The sequence below is a fragment of the Pseudomonas sp. FP198 genome (genome assembly GCF_030687895.1).
Lineage (GTDB): Bacteria > Pseudomonadota > Gammaproteobacteria > Pseudomonadales > Pseudomonadaceae > Aquipseudomonas.
The window spans coordinates 1,530,378-1,548,607 of record NZ_CP117452.1 but is presented as its reverse complement, the minus strand read 5'-3'; the positions used below and the strand labels follow the sequence as shown (position 1 = coordinate 1,548,607).

Annotated in this window: 18 protein-coding genes, 1 pseudogene and 1 riboswitch; of the genes and pseudogenes, 6 read left to right on the top strand and 13 right to left on the bottom strand. The window is 62.6% G+C overall.

The window, feature by feature from the left end; genetic code table 11:
* Positions 1 to 83: 83 nt before the first annotated feature.
* From PSH78_RS07275 to cobO, 6 genes are read right to left on the bottom strand one after another with little or no spacing between them, the layout of a single operon-like run.
* Positions 84 to 1,535 (bottom strand): cobyric acid synthase, encoded by a 1,452-nt coding sequence (locus PSH78_RS07275; RefSeq protein ID WP_305499443.1) that lies wholly within the window; start codon positions 1,533 to 1,535, stop codon positions 84 to 86.
* Positions 1,532 to 2,524: a threonine-phosphate decarboxylase CobD gene (gene cobD, locus PSH78_RS07270; RefSeq protein WP_305499442.1), complete on the bottom strand. Its 993-nt coding sequence runs from the start codon at positions 2,522 to 2,524 to the stop codon at positions 1,532 to 1,534. The genes PSH78_RS07275 and cobD overlap by 4 nt, the downstream gene beginning before the upstream one ends.
* The gene (gene cbiB / locus PSH78_RS07265; protein WP_305499440.1) at positions 2,517 to 3,425 is read right to left on the bottom strand and encodes an adenosylcobinamide-phosphate synthase CbiB; all 909 of its coding nucleotides are present in this window, start codon (positions 3,423 to 3,425) and stop codon (positions 2,517 to 2,519) included. The genes cobD and cbiB overlap by 8 nt, the downstream gene beginning before the upstream one ends.
* Positions 3,422 to 4,072, bottom strand: coding sequence for a 5,6-dimethylbenzimidazole synthase (bluB, locus tag PSH78_RS07260; RefSeq protein WP_305499439.1), 651 nt, complete (start codon positions 4,070 to 4,072; stop codon positions 3,422 to 3,424). The genes cbiB and bluB overlap by 4 nt, the downstream gene beginning before the upstream one ends.
* The gene (locus tag PSH78_RS07255; protein ID WP_305499437.1) at positions 4,069 to 5,448 is read right to left on the bottom strand and encodes a cobyrinate a,c-diamide synthase; all 1,380 of its coding nucleotides are present in this window, start codon (positions 5,446 to 5,448) and stop codon (positions 4,069 to 4,071) included. The genes bluB and PSH78_RS07255 overlap by 4 nt, the downstream gene beginning before the upstream one ends.
* 11 nt (positions 5,449 to 5,459) lie before the next feature.
* Positions 5,460 to 6,071, bottom strand: coding sequence for a cob(I)yrinic acid a,c-diamide adenosyltransferase (gene cobO, locus PSH78_RS07250; protein ID WP_305499435.1), 612 nt, complete (start codon positions 6,069 to 6,071; stop codon positions 5,460 to 5,462).
* 81 nt (positions 6,072 to 6,152) lie between these two features.
* Positions 6,153 to 6,368, bottom strand: a riboswitch (cobalamin riboswitch).
* Positions 6,369 to 6,527: 159 nt separating this feature from the next.
* Between cobO and PSH78_RS07245 the strand changes: the two genes are divergently transcribed.
* Together PSH78_RS07245 and PSH78_RS07240 are read left to right on the top strand one after the other, a co-directional pair.
* The gene (locus PSH78_RS07245; protein WP_305499434.1) at positions 6,528 to 7,112 is read left to right on the top strand and encodes a hypothetical protein; all 585 of its coding nucleotides are present in this window, start codon (positions 6,528 to 6,530) and stop codon (positions 7,110 to 7,112) included.
* 210 nt (positions 7,113 to 7,322) lie between these two features.
* Positions 7,323 to 8,636 (top strand): annotated as a pseudogene (locus PSH78_RS07240) (sorbosone dehydrogenase family protein).
* Between the two features lie 125 nt (positions 8,637 to 8,761).
* Here PSH78_RS07240 and PSH78_RS07235 read toward each other — a convergent pair.
* From PSH78_RS07235 to PSH78_RS07215, 5 genes are all read right to left on the bottom strand, one after another.
* Complete coding sequence (locus PSH78_RS07235) at positions 8,762 to 9,295, bottom strand: C40 family peptidase (RefSeq protein WP_305499432.1); 534 nt, start codon at positions 9,293 to 9,295, stop codon at positions 8,762 to 8,764.
* A gap of 166 nt (positions 9,296 to 9,461) precedes the next feature.
* Positions 9,462 to 10,088 carry a C40 family peptidase gene (locus PSH78_RS07230; protein ID WP_305499431.1) on the bottom strand — a complete coding sequence of 209 codons (627 nt, stop codon included), beginning with the start codon at positions 10,086 to 10,088 and terminating at the stop codon, positions 9,462 to 9,464.
* 213 nt (positions 10,089 to 10,301) lie between these two features.
* Positions 10,302 to 11,006, bottom strand: coding sequence for a DnaA regulatory inactivator Hda (gene hda, locus PSH78_RS07225; protein ID WP_003178999.1), 705 nt, complete (start codon positions 11,004 to 11,006; stop codon positions 10,302 to 10,304).
* Between the two features lie 169 nt (positions 11,007 to 11,175).
* On the bottom strand, positions 11,176 to 12,249 hold the full coding sequence (locus PSH78_RS07220) for an AI-2E family transporter (protein ID WP_305499429.1): 1,074 nt from the start codon (positions 12,247 to 12,249) through the stop codon (positions 11,176 to 11,178).
* A gap of 32 nt (positions 12,250 to 12,281) precedes the next feature.
* Positions 12,282 to 13,340 carry a DUF2066 domain-containing protein gene (locus PSH78_RS07215; RefSeq protein ID WP_305499427.1) on the bottom strand — a complete coding sequence of 353 codons (1,059 nt, stop codon included), beginning with the start codon at positions 13,338 to 13,340 and terminating at the stop codon, positions 12,282 to 12,284.
* A 365-nt stretch (positions 13,341 to 13,705) separates the two neighbouring features.
* Between PSH78_RS07215 and purM the strand changes: the two genes are divergently transcribed.
* The 4 genes from purM (at position 13,706) to PSH78_RS07195 (ending at position 16,617) form a co-directional block, all read left to right on the top strand.
* On the top strand, positions 13,706 to 14,764 hold the full coding sequence (gene purM, locus PSH78_RS07210; protein WP_305499425.1) for a phosphoribosylformylglycinamidine cyclo-ligase: 1,059 nt from the start codon (positions 13,706 to 13,708) through the stop codon (positions 14,762 to 14,764).
* Positions 14,764 to 15,414, top strand: a complete 651-nt coding sequence (gene purN, locus PSH78_RS07205; RefSeq protein WP_305499423.1) for a phosphoribosylglycinamide formyltransferase — start codon at positions 14,764 to 14,766, stop codon at positions 15,412 to 15,414. Before purM ends, purN begins: the two co-directional genes overlap by 1 nt.
* Before the next feature lie 8 nt (positions 15,415 to 15,422).
* Entirely contained in the window at positions 15,423 to 16,136 is a 714-nt protein-coding gene (locus tag PSH78_RS07200; protein WP_305499421.1) for a DUF3108 domain-containing protein, read from the top strand.
* Positions 16,137 to 16,422: 286 nt separating this feature from the next.
* Positions 16,423 to 16,617: a hypothetical protein gene (locus PSH78_RS07195; protein ID WP_305499420.1), complete on the top strand. Its 195-nt coding sequence runs from the start codon at positions 16,423 to 16,425 to the stop codon at positions 16,615 to 16,617.
* 127 nt (positions 16,618 to 16,744) lie between these two features.
* Here the strand turns inward: PSH78_RS07195 and PSH78_RS07190 are convergent, their stop codons facing one another.
* Both PSH78_RS07190 and mazG read right to left on the bottom strand, forming a co-directional pair.
* Complete coding sequence (locus PSH78_RS07190) at positions 16,745 to 17,284, bottom strand: DUF2058 domain-containing protein (protein ID WP_305499418.1); 540 nt, start codon at positions 17,282 to 17,284, stop codon at positions 16,745 to 16,747.
* Between the two features lie 26 nt (positions 17,285 to 17,310).
* Positions 17,311 to 18,144, bottom strand: coding sequence for a nucleoside triphosphate pyrophosphohydrolase (mazG, locus tag PSH78_RS07185; protein ID WP_305499417.1), 834 nt, complete (start codon positions 18,142 to 18,144; stop codon positions 17,311 to 17,313).
* Positions 18,145 to 18,230 lie beyond the last annotated feature (86 nt).

The window sequence follows — 18,230 nt, the reverse complement described above, 5'->3', positions numbered from 1 at the left end:
CGGGCTCGCTCCCACAGGGATTATGTACACCGCAAGGCCCATGTGGGAGCGAGCCTGCTCGCGAAGGGGCCCTTTCAGCCGCCTCAAATCCCACAGAGTTCACGCAACACCCCGGTATCCAGATGCCGCTCCACCAGATCCGCCAACCGCTCGATATCGCGCTCGCGCAACCCGTGGTAATCCACCGCTTGCACATCCTGCACACCCGCCCAGCGCAGCAACGCGCTGCTCGCCGCTGGCGTTTCAAACAGCCCATGCAAATAGGTGCCGAAAATCTGCCCGTCGAGGCTCCGCGCACCGTCGCAGCGACCGTCGTCCAGCGTCACCGCAGGGTTTTCCAGGGCCGGTCCAATGGTCACGCCCGCATGGATCTCATAGCCGCTGACCTCGGCATCCTCCAAAGTCAACCGCCCGCGCACGTTGCGCAACTGCTTCTCACGCTCCAGTGTTGTCTCGAAGTCCAGCAGGCCCAGCCCGGCACTCGAACCGGCCGCGCCTTCCAGCCCGAGCGGATCGTGGACCTGACGGCCAAGCATCTGCAAACCACCGCAGATGCCCAGCAACTTGCCGCCGTAGCGCAGGTGCCGATTGATCGCCGTCTCCCAGCCGTTGGCGCGCAGGTAGGCCAGGTCGCTGCGCACGCTTTTCGAACCGGGCAGGATGATCAGGTCGGCCGGCGGGATGGTCTGGCCGGGGCCGATGAATTGCAGGTCGACCTGCGGGTGCAGGCGCAGCGGATCGAAATCGGTATGGTTGCTGATGCGCGGCAGCACCGGCACCACCACCTTGAGTACCTGTTCGGCCTTGTCAGCCTGACGCTGATCGAGACCGTCCTCGGCTTCCAGGTGCAAGTCCATCACATAGGGCAATACGCCAATCACCGGTTTGCCGGTGCGTGCTTCGAGCCAATCCAGGCCGGGTTGCAGCAACGCCAGGTCGCCACGAAAACGGTTGATAATGAAACCTTTGACCCGCGCCTGTTCGCTGGGCGAAAGCAACTCAAGGGTGCCGACCAGATGGGCGAATACGCCGCCGCGATTGATGTCGGCGATCAGCAGCACCGGGCAATCGACGGCCTCGGCAAACCCCATGTTGGCGATGTCGCCGGCACGCAGGTTGATTTCCGCCGGCGACCCCGCGCCCTCCACCATTACCAGCGGATACGCCGCGCGCAATCGCTGATGGGAAGCCAGCACCGCTTGCATCGCGATGGCTTTGTAATCGTGATACGCCACCGCGTTCATGCTGGTCACGGCGCGGCCATGGATGATGACTTGGGCACCGGTGTCGCTGTTGGGCTTGAGCAGCACCGGGTTCATGTCGGTATGCGGTTGCAGCCCACAGGCCTGGGCCTGGACCGCCTGGGCCCGGCCGATTTCGCCGCCATCGGCGGTCACCGCGCTATTGAGCGCCATGTTCTGCGGCTTGAACGGCACCACGCTCACACCCTGGCGCCTGACCCAGCGACACAGCGCCGTGACCAGGGTGCTTTTACCGGCATCGGAGGTGGTGCCCTGCACCATCAAGGTGGTCATTGAATGTCCTTGGCGTAGGCCTCGAAAGCCTGTTCGAGACGCAGGAATTCCGCGTCATTGGCCGGCAGCCCGAAGCGCAGGCTGCTGGTGTTGATGAACAGCCGCAGGAGAATGCCGCGCTGGGCCATGAATTCATAAAGGGCCCGGGCGTGCTCGGTAACCAGCCACTGGAACAATCCGCAGCCACCGTGGGGCTTGAAGCCGTGGTGTTCGAGCAGCAGCGCCAGGCGCTGACTCGTTTCCTCGCAACGCTGGCGCTGGCGAACATGTGCCTCGGTATCCAACAGGCACGCCTGGCCCAACACCCGCGTCGGCCCGCTGACGGCCCACGGCCCGACCTGTTCGGCGAGCAGCTTGAGCAAGCGTCGCTCGGCCAGGACGAAACCGAGGCGAACCCCGGCCAGGCCAAAAAACTTGCCGAACGAGCGCAGCACGATCAACCCGACCTGATGGGCATAGGCGGCGAGGCTCAGGTGCGGCGTGATATCCATGAACGCTTCGTCCACCACCAGCCAGCCACCCCGCTGGGCCAGCCGCGCATGCCAATCCAGCAGGCGTTCGGGCTTCAGGCTCAGGCCCGTGGGATTGTTCGGGTTGACCACCACCAGCACGTCGAGGCTGTCGAGGAAGAAATCCACTTCCGCTTCCAGTACTTCGCGCACGATGTAGCCGCTGCGGCGCCACGCTTCGGCGTGTTCGGCGTAACAGGGCGACAAGACCCCGACCTTGCCCGCTCGGCGCAGGCGCGGCAGCAGCTGGATGGCCATTTGCGAACCGGCCACCGGCAGCACATGCGTCGCTTCGTAATAGTCGCAAGCGGCCTGTTCCAGACCATCGTCGGTCTCCGGCAGGCGCGCCCAGGCGCGCAATGGAATCGCCGGGATCTCGAACGGCCAGGGCGCGAGGCCACTGGACAGGTCGAGCCAGTCGGCCTCGGCAATCCCGTATTGCCGGGCGGCGTTGCGCAGTCGTCCACCATGCTCAAGCATAAAACTCGGCTCCGAGGCAGAGAATCAGCAGCCATAACCATACGCCGCGTTGCACCAATTGCCAGCCTCGGTCAATCGAATCGGCACTGGCCGGCACGCCCTCGCCCAATGGCGGGCGTTGATGCAGTTCGCCGTGATACACCGCCGCGCCACCCAGCTCCACGCCCAGCGCGCCGGCACCGGCGGCCATCACCGGCCCGGCATTCGGGCTGTCCCAGGTCGGGCCCTGGCTGCGCCAGCATTTGAGTGCCAGGCGGGTCTTGCCGAGCACGGCGTAGGTCAACGCCACCAGGCGCGCGGGAATGTAGTTGAGCAGGTCGTCGATCTTCGCCGCCGCCCAGCCGAAACGCTCGAAGCGCTCGTTGCGATAGCCCCACATGGCGTCGAGGGTATTGCTCAATCGATACAACACCACGCCGGGCGCACCGGCCACGGCGAACCAGAACAACGCGGCGAAGACCGCGTCGCTGCCGTTTTCCAGGACCGACTCGGTGGCGGCGCGGGCGACAGCGGTTTCGTCCAGCTCGGCGGTTTCGCGGCTGACCAGGTAACCGACGCGTCGACGCGCCTCGTCCAGGTCACCGCTGCGCAACGCCCGGGCCACCGGCTCGACATGCTCGCCGAGACTGCGCAGGCCGAGGGCGCAATACAGCGCCAGAATCTCCACCATCCAGCCAATCATCGGTGCCCAGGACAGGGCGGTGGCGAGCAAGGTCAGCGGCACCACGGCGATCACCCACGCCGTTACCCCGTGGCTGCGCCAGCCACGCCCGCCAGAGTTGAAACGTTGTTCGATGCGATCGGCAAAGCCACCGAAGGCCACCAGCGGATGCCAACGCCGGGGCTCCCCCAGCAGCGCATCCAGCGCCACCGCGGCGGCACTGAGCAACGCTACGCTCATGGGCGCACTCCCCAGCGGTTTTCATACAGCAGTTCGGTGAGCGGACGCGGTTGCGCCCAGCCTTCCAGGGCCAGCATCGGCGCCGGGTAGAAGCCTTCGACCGGCCCCAGGCACAGGACCGCCAACGGCTTGGCCCCGGCGGGCAGGCCCAGCAGGTCAGCCAGGGCCTGGGGTTCGAACAGCGACACCCAACCCATCCCCAGCCCTTCGACGCGGGCCGCCAGCCACAGATTCTGGATGGCGCAGGACAGCGAGGCCAGGTCCATTTCCGGCAAGGTCCGGCGACCGAATATGTGCCGCTCGCGGTCGTCCATCAATGCCGCCACCAGTACCTCGGCGCAGTCGTTGATGCCTTCGACCTTGAGCTGCATGAATTCATCGCTGCGCTCGCCCAGGGCTTCGGCGGTACGGATGCGTTCCTCTTCCACCAGTCGCTGGACCTGCCCACGCAAGGCGCGGTCGCTGATGCGGATGAAGCGCCACGGTTGCATCAGCCCGACGCTGGGCGCCTGGTGCGCGGCTTCCAGCAAACGGCGCAGCAACGCCGGTTCGACCGTACCGCCGGTGAAATGGCGCATGTCGCGGCGTTCGGCGATGGCGCGGTAGACGGCTTCGCGTTCGGCCTGGGTAAAGGCGTTGTCAGTCATGGCCTCATCGCGAGCAAGCTCGCTCCCACATTTGAATCGCGGTCCCCTGTGGGAGCGAGCCTGCTCGCGAAGGCGGCCCCAGGGTCGGGCGCAAACAACGCGGCAATCGCCTCGGGATTGGACGGAAAGTAAAAGTGCACATAGGAAGCCGTCATCCGCCCCAAGCGGAAAACCGCCTCAGCCCCTCGCCCGCCGTTTGGGCTATGCCCACGGGCAATCGGCTCAAGTTCAGTGCTGGTCAAGGAGTGATGATAGGTATGCCCGCGCAGGGTGCCTTCCGGCAGCTCGACTGACTGCAACGCGAGGGCCGCAAGGCGCTTTTGCATCTGCGCTTCACCGCTCAACAGGCCAAGCAGCTCAGCGCGAGTGCCCTCGACATCAGTCAGTGAGTCGAGCAGGTAGAGCATGCCACCGCATTCGGCGAGCAGCGGTTTGCCGGCTGCATGGTGGGCACGGATCGCCGTCAGCATCGGCACGTTCCGGGCCAGTGCAACGTGATGCAGCTCCGGGTAACCGCCAGGCAAATACAGGCTGTCCGCCTCGGGCAGTTCGGTGTCATGAATTGGGGAAAAGAAGGCCAGTTGCGCGCCCATGGCCCGCAGCAGGTCGAGGCTGGCGCCATAGGTGAAGGCAAACGCTTCGTCACGGGCGACGGCGATGCGCACACCGTCGAGCCACGGCTCAACGGTTGTCAGTTCGGGGGCGGCGAACTCGACCTGGGGCGGCAGCGCCACTTCACAACTGCCGGCCAATGCTTCGGCCGCTGCGTCGAGGCGAACGTCCAGGTCATTCAGTTCGCTGGCCTGGACCAGTCCGAGATGGCGGCTCGGCAACTCGATGCCGGTTTCCCGCGAGAGCGCGCCGTACCAGCGCAGGCCTTCGGTCAGGCTGCCTTCGAGCAATTGCGCGTGGCGCAGGGTGCCGACCCGGTTGGCCAGGACGCCAGCGAACGGCAAGTCCGGCTGATAACGGGCCAGGCCCAGGGCCAGGGCGCCGAATGTCTGGGCCATGGCGGTGCCGTCGATCACGGCCAGCACCGGCACGCCGAAGTGGCGCGCCAGGTCGGCGCTGGACGGGGTGCCGTCGAACAGCCCCATCACGCCTTCGATCAGGATCAGGTCCGCTTCGGCGGCGGCTTCCCATAACAGTCGGCGACTTTCCTGCTCGCCGACCATCCACATGTCCAGTTGATAGACCGGCGCGCCGCTGGCGCGCTCAAGGATCATCGGATCAAGAAAATCAGGCCCGCATTTGAACACACGCACCTTGCGCCCCTGGTTGCGATGCAAGCGTGCCAGCGCCGCGGTGACGGTGGTCTTGCCCTGGCCGGAAGCCGGCGCGGCAATCAGCACCGCCGGACAGTGGCGGCTGGTCATCGAGGTTTCGCTCACAGTTCGACGCCTTTCTGCGCCTTGATACCGGCCTGGAAGGCATGTTTGATCATGCCCATTTCGGTCACGGTATCGGCCAGTTCGATCATCTCCGGCTTGGCGCCACGGCCGGTGACGACCACATGTTGCATGGGCGGGCGGGCCTGCAGATCGCTCAACACCTGATCGAGATCGAGATAACCGTGCTTGAGAGCGATATTGAGCTCATCGAGCACCACCAGGCCGATGGATGGATCGCCGAGCAGTTGCCGCGATACCGCCCAGGCGGCTTCGGCGGCGGCGATGTCGCGCTGGCGATCCTGGGTCTCCCAGGTAAAGCCTTCGCCCATGACGTGAAAGCGCACCTGCTCCGGGAAACGGCGGAAAAACAGCTCCTCGCCGGTGCTGTTGCGCCCTTTGATGAACTGCACCACGCCGCACTGCATGCCGTGGCCCATGGCACGGGCGAGCATGCCGAACGCCGAACTGCTCTTGCCCTTGCCGTTGCCGGTCAGCACCAGCAGCAGGCCACACTCGTTGGGCGAATTGGCGATGCGCTCGTCAATCACGGCTTTCTTGCGCAGCATGCGCGCCAGGTGGCGTTCGTCGCGATCGGGCGTATCGGTCATGAGGGGAGCTCTCCGTTGGGACTGGATAACGGCGGGCGGGCACAAAAAAGGACGGCAGCGAGCCTGGCATCGCCCACCGTGATGCCGTTGGATGAATCAGGCCGGTCTCCGGGCTCATGAGCGGCGTAATGCCTGGCTGCGCGCCTTCCCATGTCATGCGACACAGTGGCCTAGGCACAGCGTTGACTCATTTACCGTTGCGGGGGCAGCGCCGGGTTCGCATTCGCTCACCGGCTTCCCTGTTTCACCCTGTCGGCCGCGACCGCGCCACAGAGCACCTGAAACAAGCCGCGAAGGTTAGAGGGTTGGGGATGGAGCGTCAATTAAAGCCGCCACCTGTATCCGCTCGTTGACTGGCCCTGATCAATAAACTGACAGCGATCTTGTGCGAAGTTGCGGCAAGTGATATCAAATAGACACTACGACCCGATAGCACAAGAACAAGAGGGCAAACGCATGCAAGGCATGATCATCAGCAATCCGAAGCTGGAGTTTCTGCGCCCGGTGCTGGAACGCTGGTTCGACTGTATCGATCGCTACAACGCCGTGCGCGGCGACAACGACACCCCCTACTGGCATGATGAAAAAGCCAACCTCGGGCTGCTGTCTGCCGCTGCCTGGATGGCTGAGATGGTCACGCTGCAGAACGCAGCGACGCGCAAGCAGAACGAAGAAGGCGAACGCAACGTCAGCGCCGACCTGTTCATTGCCAGCGCCGATGAGCGCGCCTTTATCCAGGCCACCCAGCGCTGGCCGAAGGTCAACAACCTGAACCTGACCCAACCCTTGCTCGAAGCCGCCAGCGACGCCAAGCGCATCAGCTACGCCAGCGACCTGAAACTGGGCTGCCTGTTCGTCGCCCCGCAAAAAGCCCAGCAAAGCGCCACGCCGGAAGAATTGCAGGACATGATCGACGACCTGCAGAAGGAGAACACCTGCGCCGTGGCCTGGTACTTCCCCTACGCCTATCGCAAATTGCGCAACGAGGCGGGCCAGTACCATCCGGGTATTGCGGTGCTGCTGAAGCAGGCGCACGGCTGATTCATCGACCTGTGGGAAAACATGTGGGAGCGAGCCTGCTCGCGAAGACGGTGCAACAGTCAACCATCGATGTTGCCGGATATAGCGCTTTCGCGAGCAGGCTCGCTCCCATAAAGGAATCTGCTTGCCTGACTGTTGTTACCCACCGTTGAACCATCCCACGTCTACGCTCCTCTATGAGTAACCACATGCACTCATAGGGAAGCCCGCATGCTCAAGCCACCTCATCTGTTAATCATTGCCCTGGCTACGGGGCTTGTCGCGTGTGGCGAGTCTTCCACATTGCAGGTTTCCGACGGCACCGGCCCGTCGCCGAAACTGCCCGAGCCGAACAAAGACCCTGATTCCCACGGTGAATATCGCCGAAGCGGTCGGCTGGCCGGACGGCGCCAAGCCAACCCCGGCCCAAGGCCTGCAGGTAGTCGCGTTTGCCGAAGGGCTGGATCATCCGCGCTGGCTTTACGTACTGCCCAATGGTGATGTGCTGGTCGCCGAAACCAACGCCCCGCCCAAGCCCGACGATACCCAGGGCATTCGTGGCTGGGTCATGAAAAAAGTTATGGGCCGGGCCGGTGCCGGCGTGCCCAGCCCCAACCGCATCACCCTGCTGCGAGACGCCAATCACGATGGCATCGCCGAGACCCGGACGATTTTCCTGGAGAACCTCAATTCGCCGTTCGGCATGACCCTCGTCGGCAATGACCTGTACGTGGCCGACACCGACCGGTTGATCCGCTTTCCGTACAAGGAAGGCGACACACAGATCAAGGCACAGCCAACCAAGGTGGTCGACTTGCCGGGTGGCACTTTGAACCACCACTGGACCAAAAACGTCATCGCCAGCCGGGACGGCAGCAAGCTGTACGTGACCACCGGTTCGAACAGCAACGGTTGGCGAGAACGGCATGGAGGCGGAAGAAGGCCGGGGCGGCAATCTGGGAAGTCGACCGGGCCACAGGCACCCACCGCATCTTCGCCGCAGGCCTGCGCAATCCCAATGGCCTGGCGTGGGAGCCACGCAGCGGCGCGTTGTGGACGGCGGTCAACGAACGGGACGAGATCGGCAGCGACCTGGTGCCGGACTACATCACGTCGGTGAAGGATGGCGGCTTCTATGGCTGGCCCTACAGTTATTACGGGCAGAACATCGACGTCCGGGTCGAGCCGCAAAACCCCGCGCTGGTGGCCAAGGCCATCGCCCCCGACTATGCGGTGGGCCCGCATACCGCCTCCCTGGGCCTGAGCTTCGCCGAAGGCAGCAAGCTGCCCGCGCCGTTTACCGAAGGGGCTTTCATCGGGCAACACGGCTCCTGGAACCGCAAGCCCCACAGTGGCTACAAAGTGATTTTTGTTCCGTTCAGCGGCGGCAAACCGGTCGGACAACCGGTGGATGTGTTGACCGGCTTCCTCAATGCAGACGAAAAAGCCCAGGGCCGGCCGGTGGGCGTGGTGATCGACAAGCAGGGTGGGTTGTTGGTGGCGGATGATGTCGGGAACAAAATCTGGCGGATGTCAAAAAACTAAAGCTGAACCCGTGGCGAGGGAGCTTGCTCCCGATGGGTTGCGCAGCAGCCCCCGGCTTTTCTAGCGGTCGCTCCGCAACCGAGCGGGAGCAAGCTCCCTCGCCACAAGAGCCTATGCAGCAGGAATCAGGGATTACGCGCCAGGTGCTCCGGCTGCAGCACGCGCTTGGCGCCCAGGTAGGCTTTCTGCCAATAGGCCTTGGACAGACTGTCGAGCTTGACCGTCCCGCCCGTGGCTGGCGCGTGGACGAAACGCCCCTCGCCGACATAGATTCCGGCATGGCTGACCTGGGAGCCGCCATTGGTGGCGAAGAACACCAGGTCGCCACTCTGCAACGCATCCTTGCCGACTTCCGGCGCGCGCATGCTGATCATTTCGCGCGTGGAGCGTGGCAGCGAGATACCAGCCGCGTCACGGTACACATAGCCGATCAAGCCACTGCAATCGAAACCTGAATCCGGCGTGTTGCCGCCCCAGCGATAAGGCGTGCCCACCAGGCCCAAAGCCCGGAACAGCACGTCTTCGGCGGCGGGAGAAAAAGTCTGGGAAGGTGCGAACACCACCGGAGCCCGCACTGGCGCGGGCGGTGGGGTGCGACTGGCGCAAGCGCTGAGCAGTGCGGCAAGAACCATGAGAGCGAGACGGGCGGAGGTCGACATAGGCACAACAATCCTGATCTGGATGCGGCTTTTTCTGCCGTGGAGATGGAAACAGATCCGCCCGCGTAATACGCAGGCGGATTGCCATCAATCAATGATCATGGATTCTAGCGGCTATGAGCCAAACTTCAAGTAAGACTTTAAGTTTGCCCTACAAACTGTACGTTTACTTGCGAGCCGTCACTACCGTCGGTGCCATGGCGAGGGCACGCTTGGCTTCGATGAAGGTCTTGCTCCAGTAGCTGTCGCCCAGGCTGTCGATTCGCACCCCACCGCTGCGGCGGCTGCTGGAGTGGATGAACTGGTTGTCGCCCAGGTAGATACCGGCGTGGCTGACGCGACCGCGACGACCATTGGTGCTGAAGAACAGCAGGTCACCGGGTTCGAGCTGGTTGCGAGCGACCAGCGGGGCCTTCACGTTGATCATTTCACGCGTGGAACGCGGCAGGGTCATGCCCGCTTCTTCGCGAAACAGGTAGCCGATGAAGCCGCTGCAGTCGAAGCCGGCTTCGGAGGTCCCGCCAAAACGATAACGTGTGCCGATCAACGACATGCCGCGCTCCAGGATGCTGTCTGCCAGCACTGGAAGCTGATAAGGCTTGCTGCCGGCGAAGTCTGCCAGCTCTTTGTCGGAGGCCATTTCTTCCTGGAACGCAACGGCGGAAGACTGGGCGGTAACGGTGTTTTTCACCTGTGGTTGTGGCGCTTGCTGGGTCACTGGAGAGTGGGCAGCGCAACCGAACAACAGGGTAACGAGTGCGAGAGGCACGAGGGGTGCGAAGCGATTTAGCATGGGCACGACCGTGGCTGAGGTAGTAAAGATGGCGAGACTATGCCTTCTATCAACCTCATTTGCAAATTCAATCGATGCAAATGTGACTTCTCGGTTTTACCTTTACATCTAAGCGCTTAAGCCCATTTCAAGCGTCATGTGGCCTGCAGCCCAGCAGGGCCGCGGGTTTCGCCGCGAGCAAAACAGGCTATGAGCCACTACGGCGTGACCGTTCTACCAGCCTAAAGTTTCTTTCAAAAAAGGAATAGTCAGCTTGCGCTGGGCCTGGAGCGAGGCCTGATCGAGGCGTTCGAGCAATTCGAACAAGGCGCTCATGCTGCGGGTGCCACGGGTGAGGATGAAATGCCCGACCTCGTCGGTCAGGTGCAGGCCGCGTCGAGATGCACGCAATTGCAACGCGCGAAGTTTGTCTTCGTCGGAAAGCGGGCGCATCTGGAAGATCAGCGCCAGGGTCAGGCGGGATTTCAAGTCCGCCAGCTTCACCGGCAACTCCCGTGGCGAGGTCGATGCGGCAATCAACAGGCGCCGACCACTGTCGCGCAACCGGTTGAACAGATGGAACAACGCCTCTTCCCAATCGGCCTTGCCGGCCACTGCCTGGAGATCATCCAGGCAGACCAGTTCGTACTGCTCCAGGTTGTCGAGGATTTCCACGCCGCGATCCAGCAGCTCGGCCAGTGGCAGGTACACGGCAGGCTCACCCAACTGCTCGAAGCGCAAGCACGCCGCCTGTAACAGATGCGTGCGCCCTACCCCGTCCTTGCCCCACAGATAGATCAGGCTCTCGGTCCAGCCGGCGTCGGCTTCGCAAAGCCGCTCGACATAGCCGAGTGCAGCGGCATTGGCGCCTGGGTAGTAATTGATGAAGGTGGCGTCATCACGCAGACGCACACCAAGGGGCAGCTGAATCGGTTTCATGCTGACTGAACGGCTCCAAGGGAACCATTAGTGGCCTCTGTGTAAAGTTTGCAAAGTTTATACCCGTGGCGCGGACCGCACAATGCGCCGGACCACGAGCAAAATCAAAGGTTTGCAGCAGCAAGGGCACGGAGCGTCAGTTTCCCTGACGCCGCGCCTGCGATTTTCCCTAGAGGTCGGGGTCCTCTGCGCCGCTATATATGTCGGAATCCTTGTACAGATCGTGCATATGCCGCACCAGCACCATGATCACCGCCGCCACCGGCAGCGCCAGCAGGATCCCGGTGAAGCCGAACAACTCGCCACCCGCCAGGATCGCGAAGATCACCGCCACCGGGTGCAAGCCGATACGATCCCCCACCAGCAACGGCGTCAGCACCATGCCCTCCAGCGCCTGCCCGACCATGAACACCGCGACGATGCCGACCATGGGATACAGGTCGCCGCCAAACTGGAACAGTCCGGCGATCAACGCGGCGCCAATCCCGATGACAAACCCCATGTAGGGCACGATGGCCGCCAACCCGGCGATCAGGCCGATCAACAGGCCCAGCTCCAACCCTACCAGCATCAGCCCCGCCGCGTAGATGAAACCCAACGCGACCATGACCAGCAACTGCCCCCTGACAAACGCCCCCAGCACTTCGTGGCATTCGCCAGTCAGCGTCATGATGCGTTCTTCGCGATGACGCGGGAGCAGGCTGCGGATCTTCGCCATCATCAGGTCCCAATCGCGCAGCAGATAAAAGGCCACCACGGGAATCAGCACCAGGTTCGCCAGCCAGCCGATCAGCGCCAGGCTCGAAGCCGTGGCCTGGCTCAATACCACGCCGACGATATCGGTGGTCTGCCCCATGTGTTCACTGATGGCGGCCTTGACCTTGTCGAACTTCCAGAAACCGTCCGACAGGCCCAGCTTCGATTGCACCCACGGCACCGCGGTGTGCTGCAGCCAATCGAGCATCTGCGGTGCCAGCTCGTACAGGCGCACCAGTTGCTTGGCCAGCATGGGTATCAGCACCAGCAGCAGAGCGCTGACGATCAAGGTAAACAACGCAAACACCGCCACCACGCCCCAGGTCCGGGACAGCCCGAGTTTTTCCAGGCGATCGACCACCGGATCGAACAGATAGGCCAGTAACAGCGCAACCAGGAACGGCGTGAGGATCGGGTGAAGCAAGTAGATAAATGCAATCAGCAGGGCGACCCCACCCAACCAGAACCAACGCCGCGTATCACCCATGAACCACTCCTGCCCCTATAAAAGAAAGAAAACTACCAGCGGAATCGCAAGTTAGCCGCCGGCGACGGTGTCGGTGTCGCGACCGGAACCGTTCCGTCGGCGGCCGGCTGCGCCGCAGGCGCTTGCGCGACGGCTTCACCCGGCGGCAATTCCTGCAGTTTGGCCAGGGCCAGTTGTGCCTTCAATTGCTCGGCGCTGCCGTTGACCTTGTAGACGATCATGTCGCCCTCGACCCGCTGCACCTGGCCAGCGAACGGTTCGAGCAGGCGCCCGAGCGCCGCATAACGTTCCAGATTCATGCCTTGGACTTCCAGCAACTGCTCGGTCGCCACGCCCGGCTTGGCCACGAAACGCGGCGCCAGGCGCTGGCTCACCGCCAACATCACGGCATCGGCCAATGCCGTGGGATCGGCTCCCTGGGCGCTGCCCTGTTCGCGCTGGTCGCCCAGCCACAGGCGCCAGGTAGCCTGCCACTGGCCACCCTCCTCCTTGGCATGGACCGCCAGCAAGGCATCCGAGCCATACCGGTCCGACGCCTCACGCAACGGCGCCGGATCGTTGCCCTGCAACGTCGGCGCGGTGGCGACAATCTGCTCGCTCAAATCCGCCAACGGCAGGTGCAGCGGCAAGCCCCGGTGCTGGGCCGCGCGGCGCAGAGGCGTGGCGCTGGCCTGGCCATCGCCGACCAGGCTGGAGCCTTCTGCCGAGTCATTCAGCCACCAGCCTAGAATCGATGGTCGATTCGCGCCCCAGAGAGGCAGGCCCGCCGAACGCAACGCGCGGTCGGTGCTGGCGGGATCGAAGTCCACCTGCAGGCTTTCCGGAGGACCGGCGTCGTAGCCATATTGCAGAATGATCTGCTGCGGATCCTTGCGGATCGCCGCCAGGCCGGGATTCTGCGCGGCCTTGGCGTCGCCGGTCAGGCGTAGCACCAGGGTGTCCAACGCTCGCAACGTTGCCTGGTTACGCTCATCCGGCACCTGGCTGCTGACCGGCTCACGCACCTGATAAAGGTTATTGAGGGTTTCGGCATGGCTCGCCAGGCTGATCAGCGACAGGCAGCCCATGGACAAGAATTTGAAAAGACGCATGGAAGATTCCCGGACATAACGGCTGGCACCGGCCGTGTGGAGAAGATTGAGCATGGCTGTGACCACGGCACCGGGGAAAACATTCACCACCCGGCGCGAGTTTTCTACTGTCATAACCATAGCCGCTTACCGCTACACCTTATACAGACGCGTCGCCCAGTACCAATACAAGAAATAACGGTTTTTTTTGGCGGATATGTCCCTGCCCGTCGGCGCGAGGATGGCCGCTGGTCCACAAGCCTGATAAAATCGCGCGCCTTCGCAGACCGGCAATGGCTGGGCACCGGAATAATTCGTACAACGGTTATTCAATGACCCCGGCGATCGGTCGTTACCCAGAAATCCCCCCTTTAAAGGCCTGGATCATGAGCAAGCAACCCTCCCTGAGCTACAAGGACGCCGGTGTAGACATCGACGCCGGTGAAGCATTGGTCGAACGCATCAAGAGCGTCGCCAAGCGCACCGCGCGCCCGGAAGTCATGGGCGGCCTGGGCGGTTTCGGCGCCCTCTGCGAGATCCCGGCCGGCTACAAGCAACCGGTCCTGGTCTCGGGTACCGACGGCGTCGGCACCAAGTTGCGCCTGGCCTTGAACCTGAACAAGCACGACAGCATCGGCATCGACCTGGTGGCCATGTGCGTGAACGACCTGGTGGTCTGCGGCGCCGAACCACTGTTCTTCCTCGACTACTACGCCACCGGCAAACTCAACGTCGACACCGCCGCCCAGGTCGTGACCGGCATCGGCGCCGGCTGTGAATTGTCCGGTTGCTCGCTGGTCGGCGGCGAAACCGCTGAAATGCCAGGCATGTACGAAGGCGAAGACTACGACCTGGCCGGTTTCTGCGTTGGCGTCGTGGAAAAGGCCGAGATCATCGACGGCTCGAAAGTCGCCGCCGGCGACGCCCTGCTCGCCCTGCCATCTTCCGGCCCGCACTCCAATGGCTACTCGCTGATCCGCAAGATCATCGAAGTCTCGGGTGCCGATATCGAGAACACCCAGCTCGACGGCAAGCCACTGGCCGACCTGCTGATGGCCCCGACGCGCATCTACGTCAAGCCGCTGCTCAAGCTGATCAAGGACACCGGTGCCGTCAAGGCCATGGCCCACATCACTGGCGGCGGTCTGCTGGACAACATTCCGCGCGTGCTGCCAAAAGGCGCCCAGGCCGTGGTCGACGTGGCGAGCTGGACCCGCCCGGCGGTGTTCGACTGGCTGCAGGAAAAAGGCAACGTCGATGAAACCGAAATGCACCGCGTGCTGAACTGCGGCGTGGGCATGGTCATCTGCGTGGCCCAGGAGCACGTCGAAACCGCGCTGAACGTCCTGCGTGACGCGGGCGAGCAGCCTTGGGTCATCGGCCAGATCGCCACCGCGGCCGAAGGCGCCGCACAGGTCGAGCTGAAAAACCTCAAGGCACACTGATGTCCGCAACCTGTGACATCGTGGTGCTGTTGTCCGGCACCGGCAGTAACCTGCAGGCCCTGATCGACAGTACACGGACCGGCGACAGCCCGGTCCGGATCCGCGCGGTGATTTCCAACCGCGCCGATGCCTACGGCCTGCAACGTGCCAAGGCGGCGGGTATCGATACTCGCGTCCTCGATCACCAGGCGTTCGACGGCCGCGAGGCCTTCGATGCCGCGCTGATCGAACAGATCGACGCCTTCAATCCGCAACTGGTGGTCCTGGCCGGTTTTATGCGCATCCTCAGCGCCGGCTTCGTGCGTCACTACCAGGGCCGCCTGTTCAATATCCATCCGTCGTTGCTGCCCAAATACAAAGGGTTACACACTCACCAGCGTGCGCTGGAGGCCGGTGACACGGAGCATGGCTGCTCGGTTCACTTTGTCACCGAGGAACTCGATGGCGGACCACTGGTCGTACAGGCAGTAATACCGGTAGAGTTGCACGACACGCCGCAAAGCCTGGCGCAACGGGTCCACGCCCGCGAACACCAGATCTACCCGATGGCCGTGCGTTGGTTTGCCGAAGGCCGGCTGACGCTCGACGATCGCGGAGCCTCACTGGACGGCCAGTTGCTCGCCGCCAGCGGCCATTTGATTCGATACTAGGAGATTTTATGCGTCGCGCCCTGCTCTTCGCTTGCGCTCTGCTTGCCCTGCCCCTGGCACAGGCCGCAGACCTTCAACCGTTCTCCGCCAGCTATACCGCCGACTGGAAACAGCTGCCCATGAGCGGCACCGCCGAGCGCAGCCTGACCAAGGAGGCCAACGGCACCTGGAAGCTGAGCTTCAAGGCATCGATGATGATCGCCAGCCTGACCGAAGAAAGCACCCTGACCCTGGACAAGGACACCCTGCTGCCGCAGTCCTATCACTTCGAGCGCGGTGGCCTGGGCAAGGCCAAGAAGGCTGACCTGGATTTCGACTGGAATGCCAAGATGGTCACCGGCACCGATCGCGGTGACGCGGTCAAGCTTCCATTGAATCGCGGCATGGTCGACAAATCCACGTATCAACTGGCCCTGCAGCACGACGTGGCGGCCGGCAAGAAAAGCATGAGTTATCAGGTCGTCGATGACGGTGAAATCGATACCTATGACTTCCGCGTGCTCGGCTCGGAAAAAGTCGACACCAAGGCCGGCCAGATCGACGCCATCAAGGTCGAGCGCGTGCGCGACCCGACACAAAGCAAGCGCATCACCGTGCTCTGGTTCGCCAAGGACTGGGATTACCTGCTGGTCCGCCTGCAGCAAGTCGAGACCGACGGCAAGGAGTACAACATCATGCTCCAGGACGGTACGGTCAACGGCAAGGCTGTGAAAGGCAGCTGATCAGCGCCGAATGTTAAAAAGCCCCGCAGATGCGGGGCTTTTTAATGCGCGGATTTCAGGTTCACCATGTAAATCCCACAGGGTCCGGTAGCTGCTTGACGACATGAAATCTTTTTCATGAACACCACCTGCGACCAAACGCCGCGCCCTGCCTGGCCTGCACGAGGGCTACACGCTTCATGAAAACTTCTTAATCGCCCCGGCCATTTACTTAGCTCGCTATCCAAATCTATAACAAAACCCTGCACACGCCTTGCTGCAGATAACAGAGATTGGAGCTTGCAAGATGACTGTGAAAGTAACTGAACGCGACGACGCCCACATGTCCCACGAAGGCATTGCCGCCGGGATCCGGATCTGGGATGTGCATCAACAGGATCTGCTGGTGGGCATGTTCCATTCCGAGACGGACGCTCATAACTACAAGGCCGAGCTGGAACGTGAGGAGCGGCAGCGTTTGCGTGAGATGGCTGAGTCCTGAATGACACGGGGCCCCTGTGGCGAGGGAGCTTGCTCCCGCTGGGCTGCGTAGCAGCCCCTTTTTGTGAGCGCTTCGCACTCAAGCGGGAGCAAGCTCCCTCGCCACAGTTTGTTTCAGGTCGCCGGTCCTACCACATCAAATCATCAGGAATCTGATACGCCGCGTACGGATCATCGGCATCCACTTCTTCGGTCTGGGTGTTGAGCTGGACGATGCGCTTGGGGTCGCGCTCCTGGATCTTCAGCGCCGCTTCGCGCGGGATCACTTCATAGCTCCCGGCATGATGGACGATCGCCAGGGAACCGCTGCTCAGCTTGTTACGCATCAGCGCATTGACCGAGATGCGCTTGACCTTCTTGTCGTCGACGAAGTTGTAGTAGTCATCGGTGGTCAGCTTCGGCAGGCGCGACACCTCGATCAATTGCTTGATCTGCGCGGCACGGGCCTTCTGCTCGGCCTTTTCCTGCTGCTGGCGGTTGAGCTCCTGGTCGCGCTTGACCTTCTCGGCCATGGCTTCCTGGGCCGCACGCTGCTGGGAGTCGTCCAGTTCGACCTGGCCTTTGTGGGCCAGGCGTTGCTGCTTCTGTTTCTCTTTGCCGACCTGCTTGGCCTGCTTTTGGTTGACCAGCCCTGCTTTGAGCAACTGGTCGCGAAGGGAAAGGCTCATGGTGCTTACTCACTTAGGCAACGGCCTCAGCCGCAGCTGGGCAAATTCTTTTCCTGACGTTTGGCTTCGCCCCACAAGGCGTCCAACTCTTCGAGGGTGCAATCTTCCATGGGACGGTGGGTCTCGCGCAATGCCTGTTCGATAAATCGGAAACGTCTTTCAAACTTTGCATTGGCGCCACGCAAGGCCGTTTCGGGGTCGACTTTCAAGTGTCGAGCCAGGTTCACCACGCTGAACAGCAGGTCACCCACTTCGTCGCTGATGGCTGCGGTGTCATTGTCCGCCATGGCTTCGAGCACTTCGTCGAGCTCTTCACGGACCTTATCGAGCACCGGCAGCGGTCCCGGCCAATCGAAACCGACCTGACCGGCGCGCTTCTGCAACTTCGCCGACCGCGACAAGGCCGGCAATGCCGCCGGTACATCATCAAGCAACGACAACTGCTCGGGCACCGAGGCCTTCTCGGCGCGCTCCTCTGCCTTGATTTCCTCCCAGCGCTGCTTGACCTGCTCTTCGCTCAGGCGCGGGGTATCCTCGGCTGCGTAAAGGTCACCGGTGGGAAACACATGGGGATGGCGGCGAATCAGCTTGCGGGTGATGCTATCGACCACGCCGGCGAATTCGAAACGGTTTTCTTCCCGGGCCAGCTGGCTGTAATACACCACCTGGAACAGCAAATCGCCCAACTCGCCTTGAAGGTGATCGAAGTCGCCGCGCTCGATGGCGTCGGCCACTTCGTAGGCTTCCTCCACGGTATGAGGGACGATGGTTGCGTAGGTTTGCCTGATGTCCCACGGGCAGCCGTATTGCGGGTCGCGCAAGCGGTTCATCAGGTGAAGCAGGTCTTCGAGGCTGTACATCAATCATCCCACCACAAAAAAATCCCTGTGGGAGCGAGCCTGCTCGCGAAAGCGGTACATCAGTCAAAACCATACCGGCTGACACA

What these genes read in the sequence shown, in the direction of transcription:
- cbiB (WP_305499440.1), bottom strand. Translation starts at nt 3,425, where the DNA reads ATGAGCGTAGCGTTGCTCAGTGCCGCCGCGGTGGCGCTGGATGCGCTG.
- PSH78_RS07220 (WP_305499429.1), bottom strand. Translation starts at nt 12,249, where the DNA reads ATGGGTGATACGCGGCGTTGGTTCTGGTTGGGTGGGGTCGCCCTGCTG.
- PSH78_RS07245 (WP_305499434.1), top strand. Translation starts at nt 6,528, where the DNA reads ATGCAAGGCATGATCATCAGCAATCCGAAGCTGGAGTTTCTGCGCCCG.
- PSH78_RS07190 (WP_305499418.1), bottom strand. Translation starts at nt 17,284, where the DNA reads ATGAGCCTTTCCCTTCGCGACCAGTTGCTCAAAGCAGGGCTGGTCAAC.
- PSH78_RS07255 (WP_305499437.1), bottom strand. Translation starts at nt 5,448, where the DNA reads ATGACCAGCCGCCACTGTCCGGCGGTGCTGATTGCCGCGCCGGCTTCC.
- PSH78_RS07200 (WP_305499421.1), top strand. Translation starts at nt 15,423, where the DNA reads ATGCGTCGCGCCCTGCTCTTCGCTTGCGCTCTGCTTGCCCTGCCCCTG.
- purM (WP_305499425.1), top strand. Translation starts at nt 13,706, where the DNA reads ATGAGCAAGCAACCCTCCCTGAGCTACAAGGACGCCGGTGTAGACATC.
- PSH78_RS07215 (WP_305499427.1), bottom strand. Translation starts at nt 13,340, where the DNA reads ATGCGTCTTTTCAAATTCTTGTCCATGGGCTGCCTGTCGCTGATCAGC.
- bluB (WP_305499439.1), bottom strand. Translation starts at nt 4,072, where the DNA reads ATGACTGACAACGCCTTTACCCAGGCCGAACGCGAAGCCGTCTACCGC.
- PSH78_RS07235 (WP_305499432.1), bottom strand. Translation starts at nt 9,295, where the DNA reads ATGTCGACCTCCGCCCGTCTCGCTCTCATGGTTCTTGCCGCACTGCTC.
- PSH78_RS07230 (WP_305499431.1), bottom strand. Translation starts at nt 10,088, where the DNA reads ATGCTAAATCGCTTCGCACCCCTCGTGCCTCTCGCACTCGTTACCCTG.
- PSH78_RS07195 (WP_305499420.1), top strand. Translation starts at nt 16,423, where the DNA reads ATGACTGTGAAAGTAACTGAACGCGACGACGCCCACATGTCCCACGAA.
- cobO (WP_305499435.1), bottom strand. Translation starts at nt 6,071, where the DNA reads ATGACCGATACGCCCGATCGCGACGAACGCCACCTGGCGCGCATGCTG.
- PSH78_RS07275 (WP_305499443.1), bottom strand. Translation starts at nt 1,535, where the DNA reads ATGACCACCTTGATGGTGCAGGGCACCACCTCCGATGCCGGTAAAAGC.
- cobD (WP_305499442.1), bottom strand. Translation starts at nt 2,524, where the DNA reads ATGCTTGAGCATGGTGGACGACTGCGCAACGCCGCCCGGCAATACGGG.
- mazG (WP_305499417.1), bottom strand. Translation starts at nt 18,144, where the DNA reads ATGTACAGCCTCGAAGACCTGCTTCACCTGATGAACCGCTTGCGCGAC.
- hda (WP_003178999.1), bottom strand. Translation starts at nt 11,006, where the DNA reads ATGAAACCGATTCAGCTGCCCCTTGGTGTGCGTCTGCGTGATGACGCC.
- purN (WP_305499423.1), top strand. Translation starts at nt 14,764, where the DNA reads ATGTCCGCAACCTGTGACATCGTGGTGCTGTTGTCCGGCACCGGCAGT.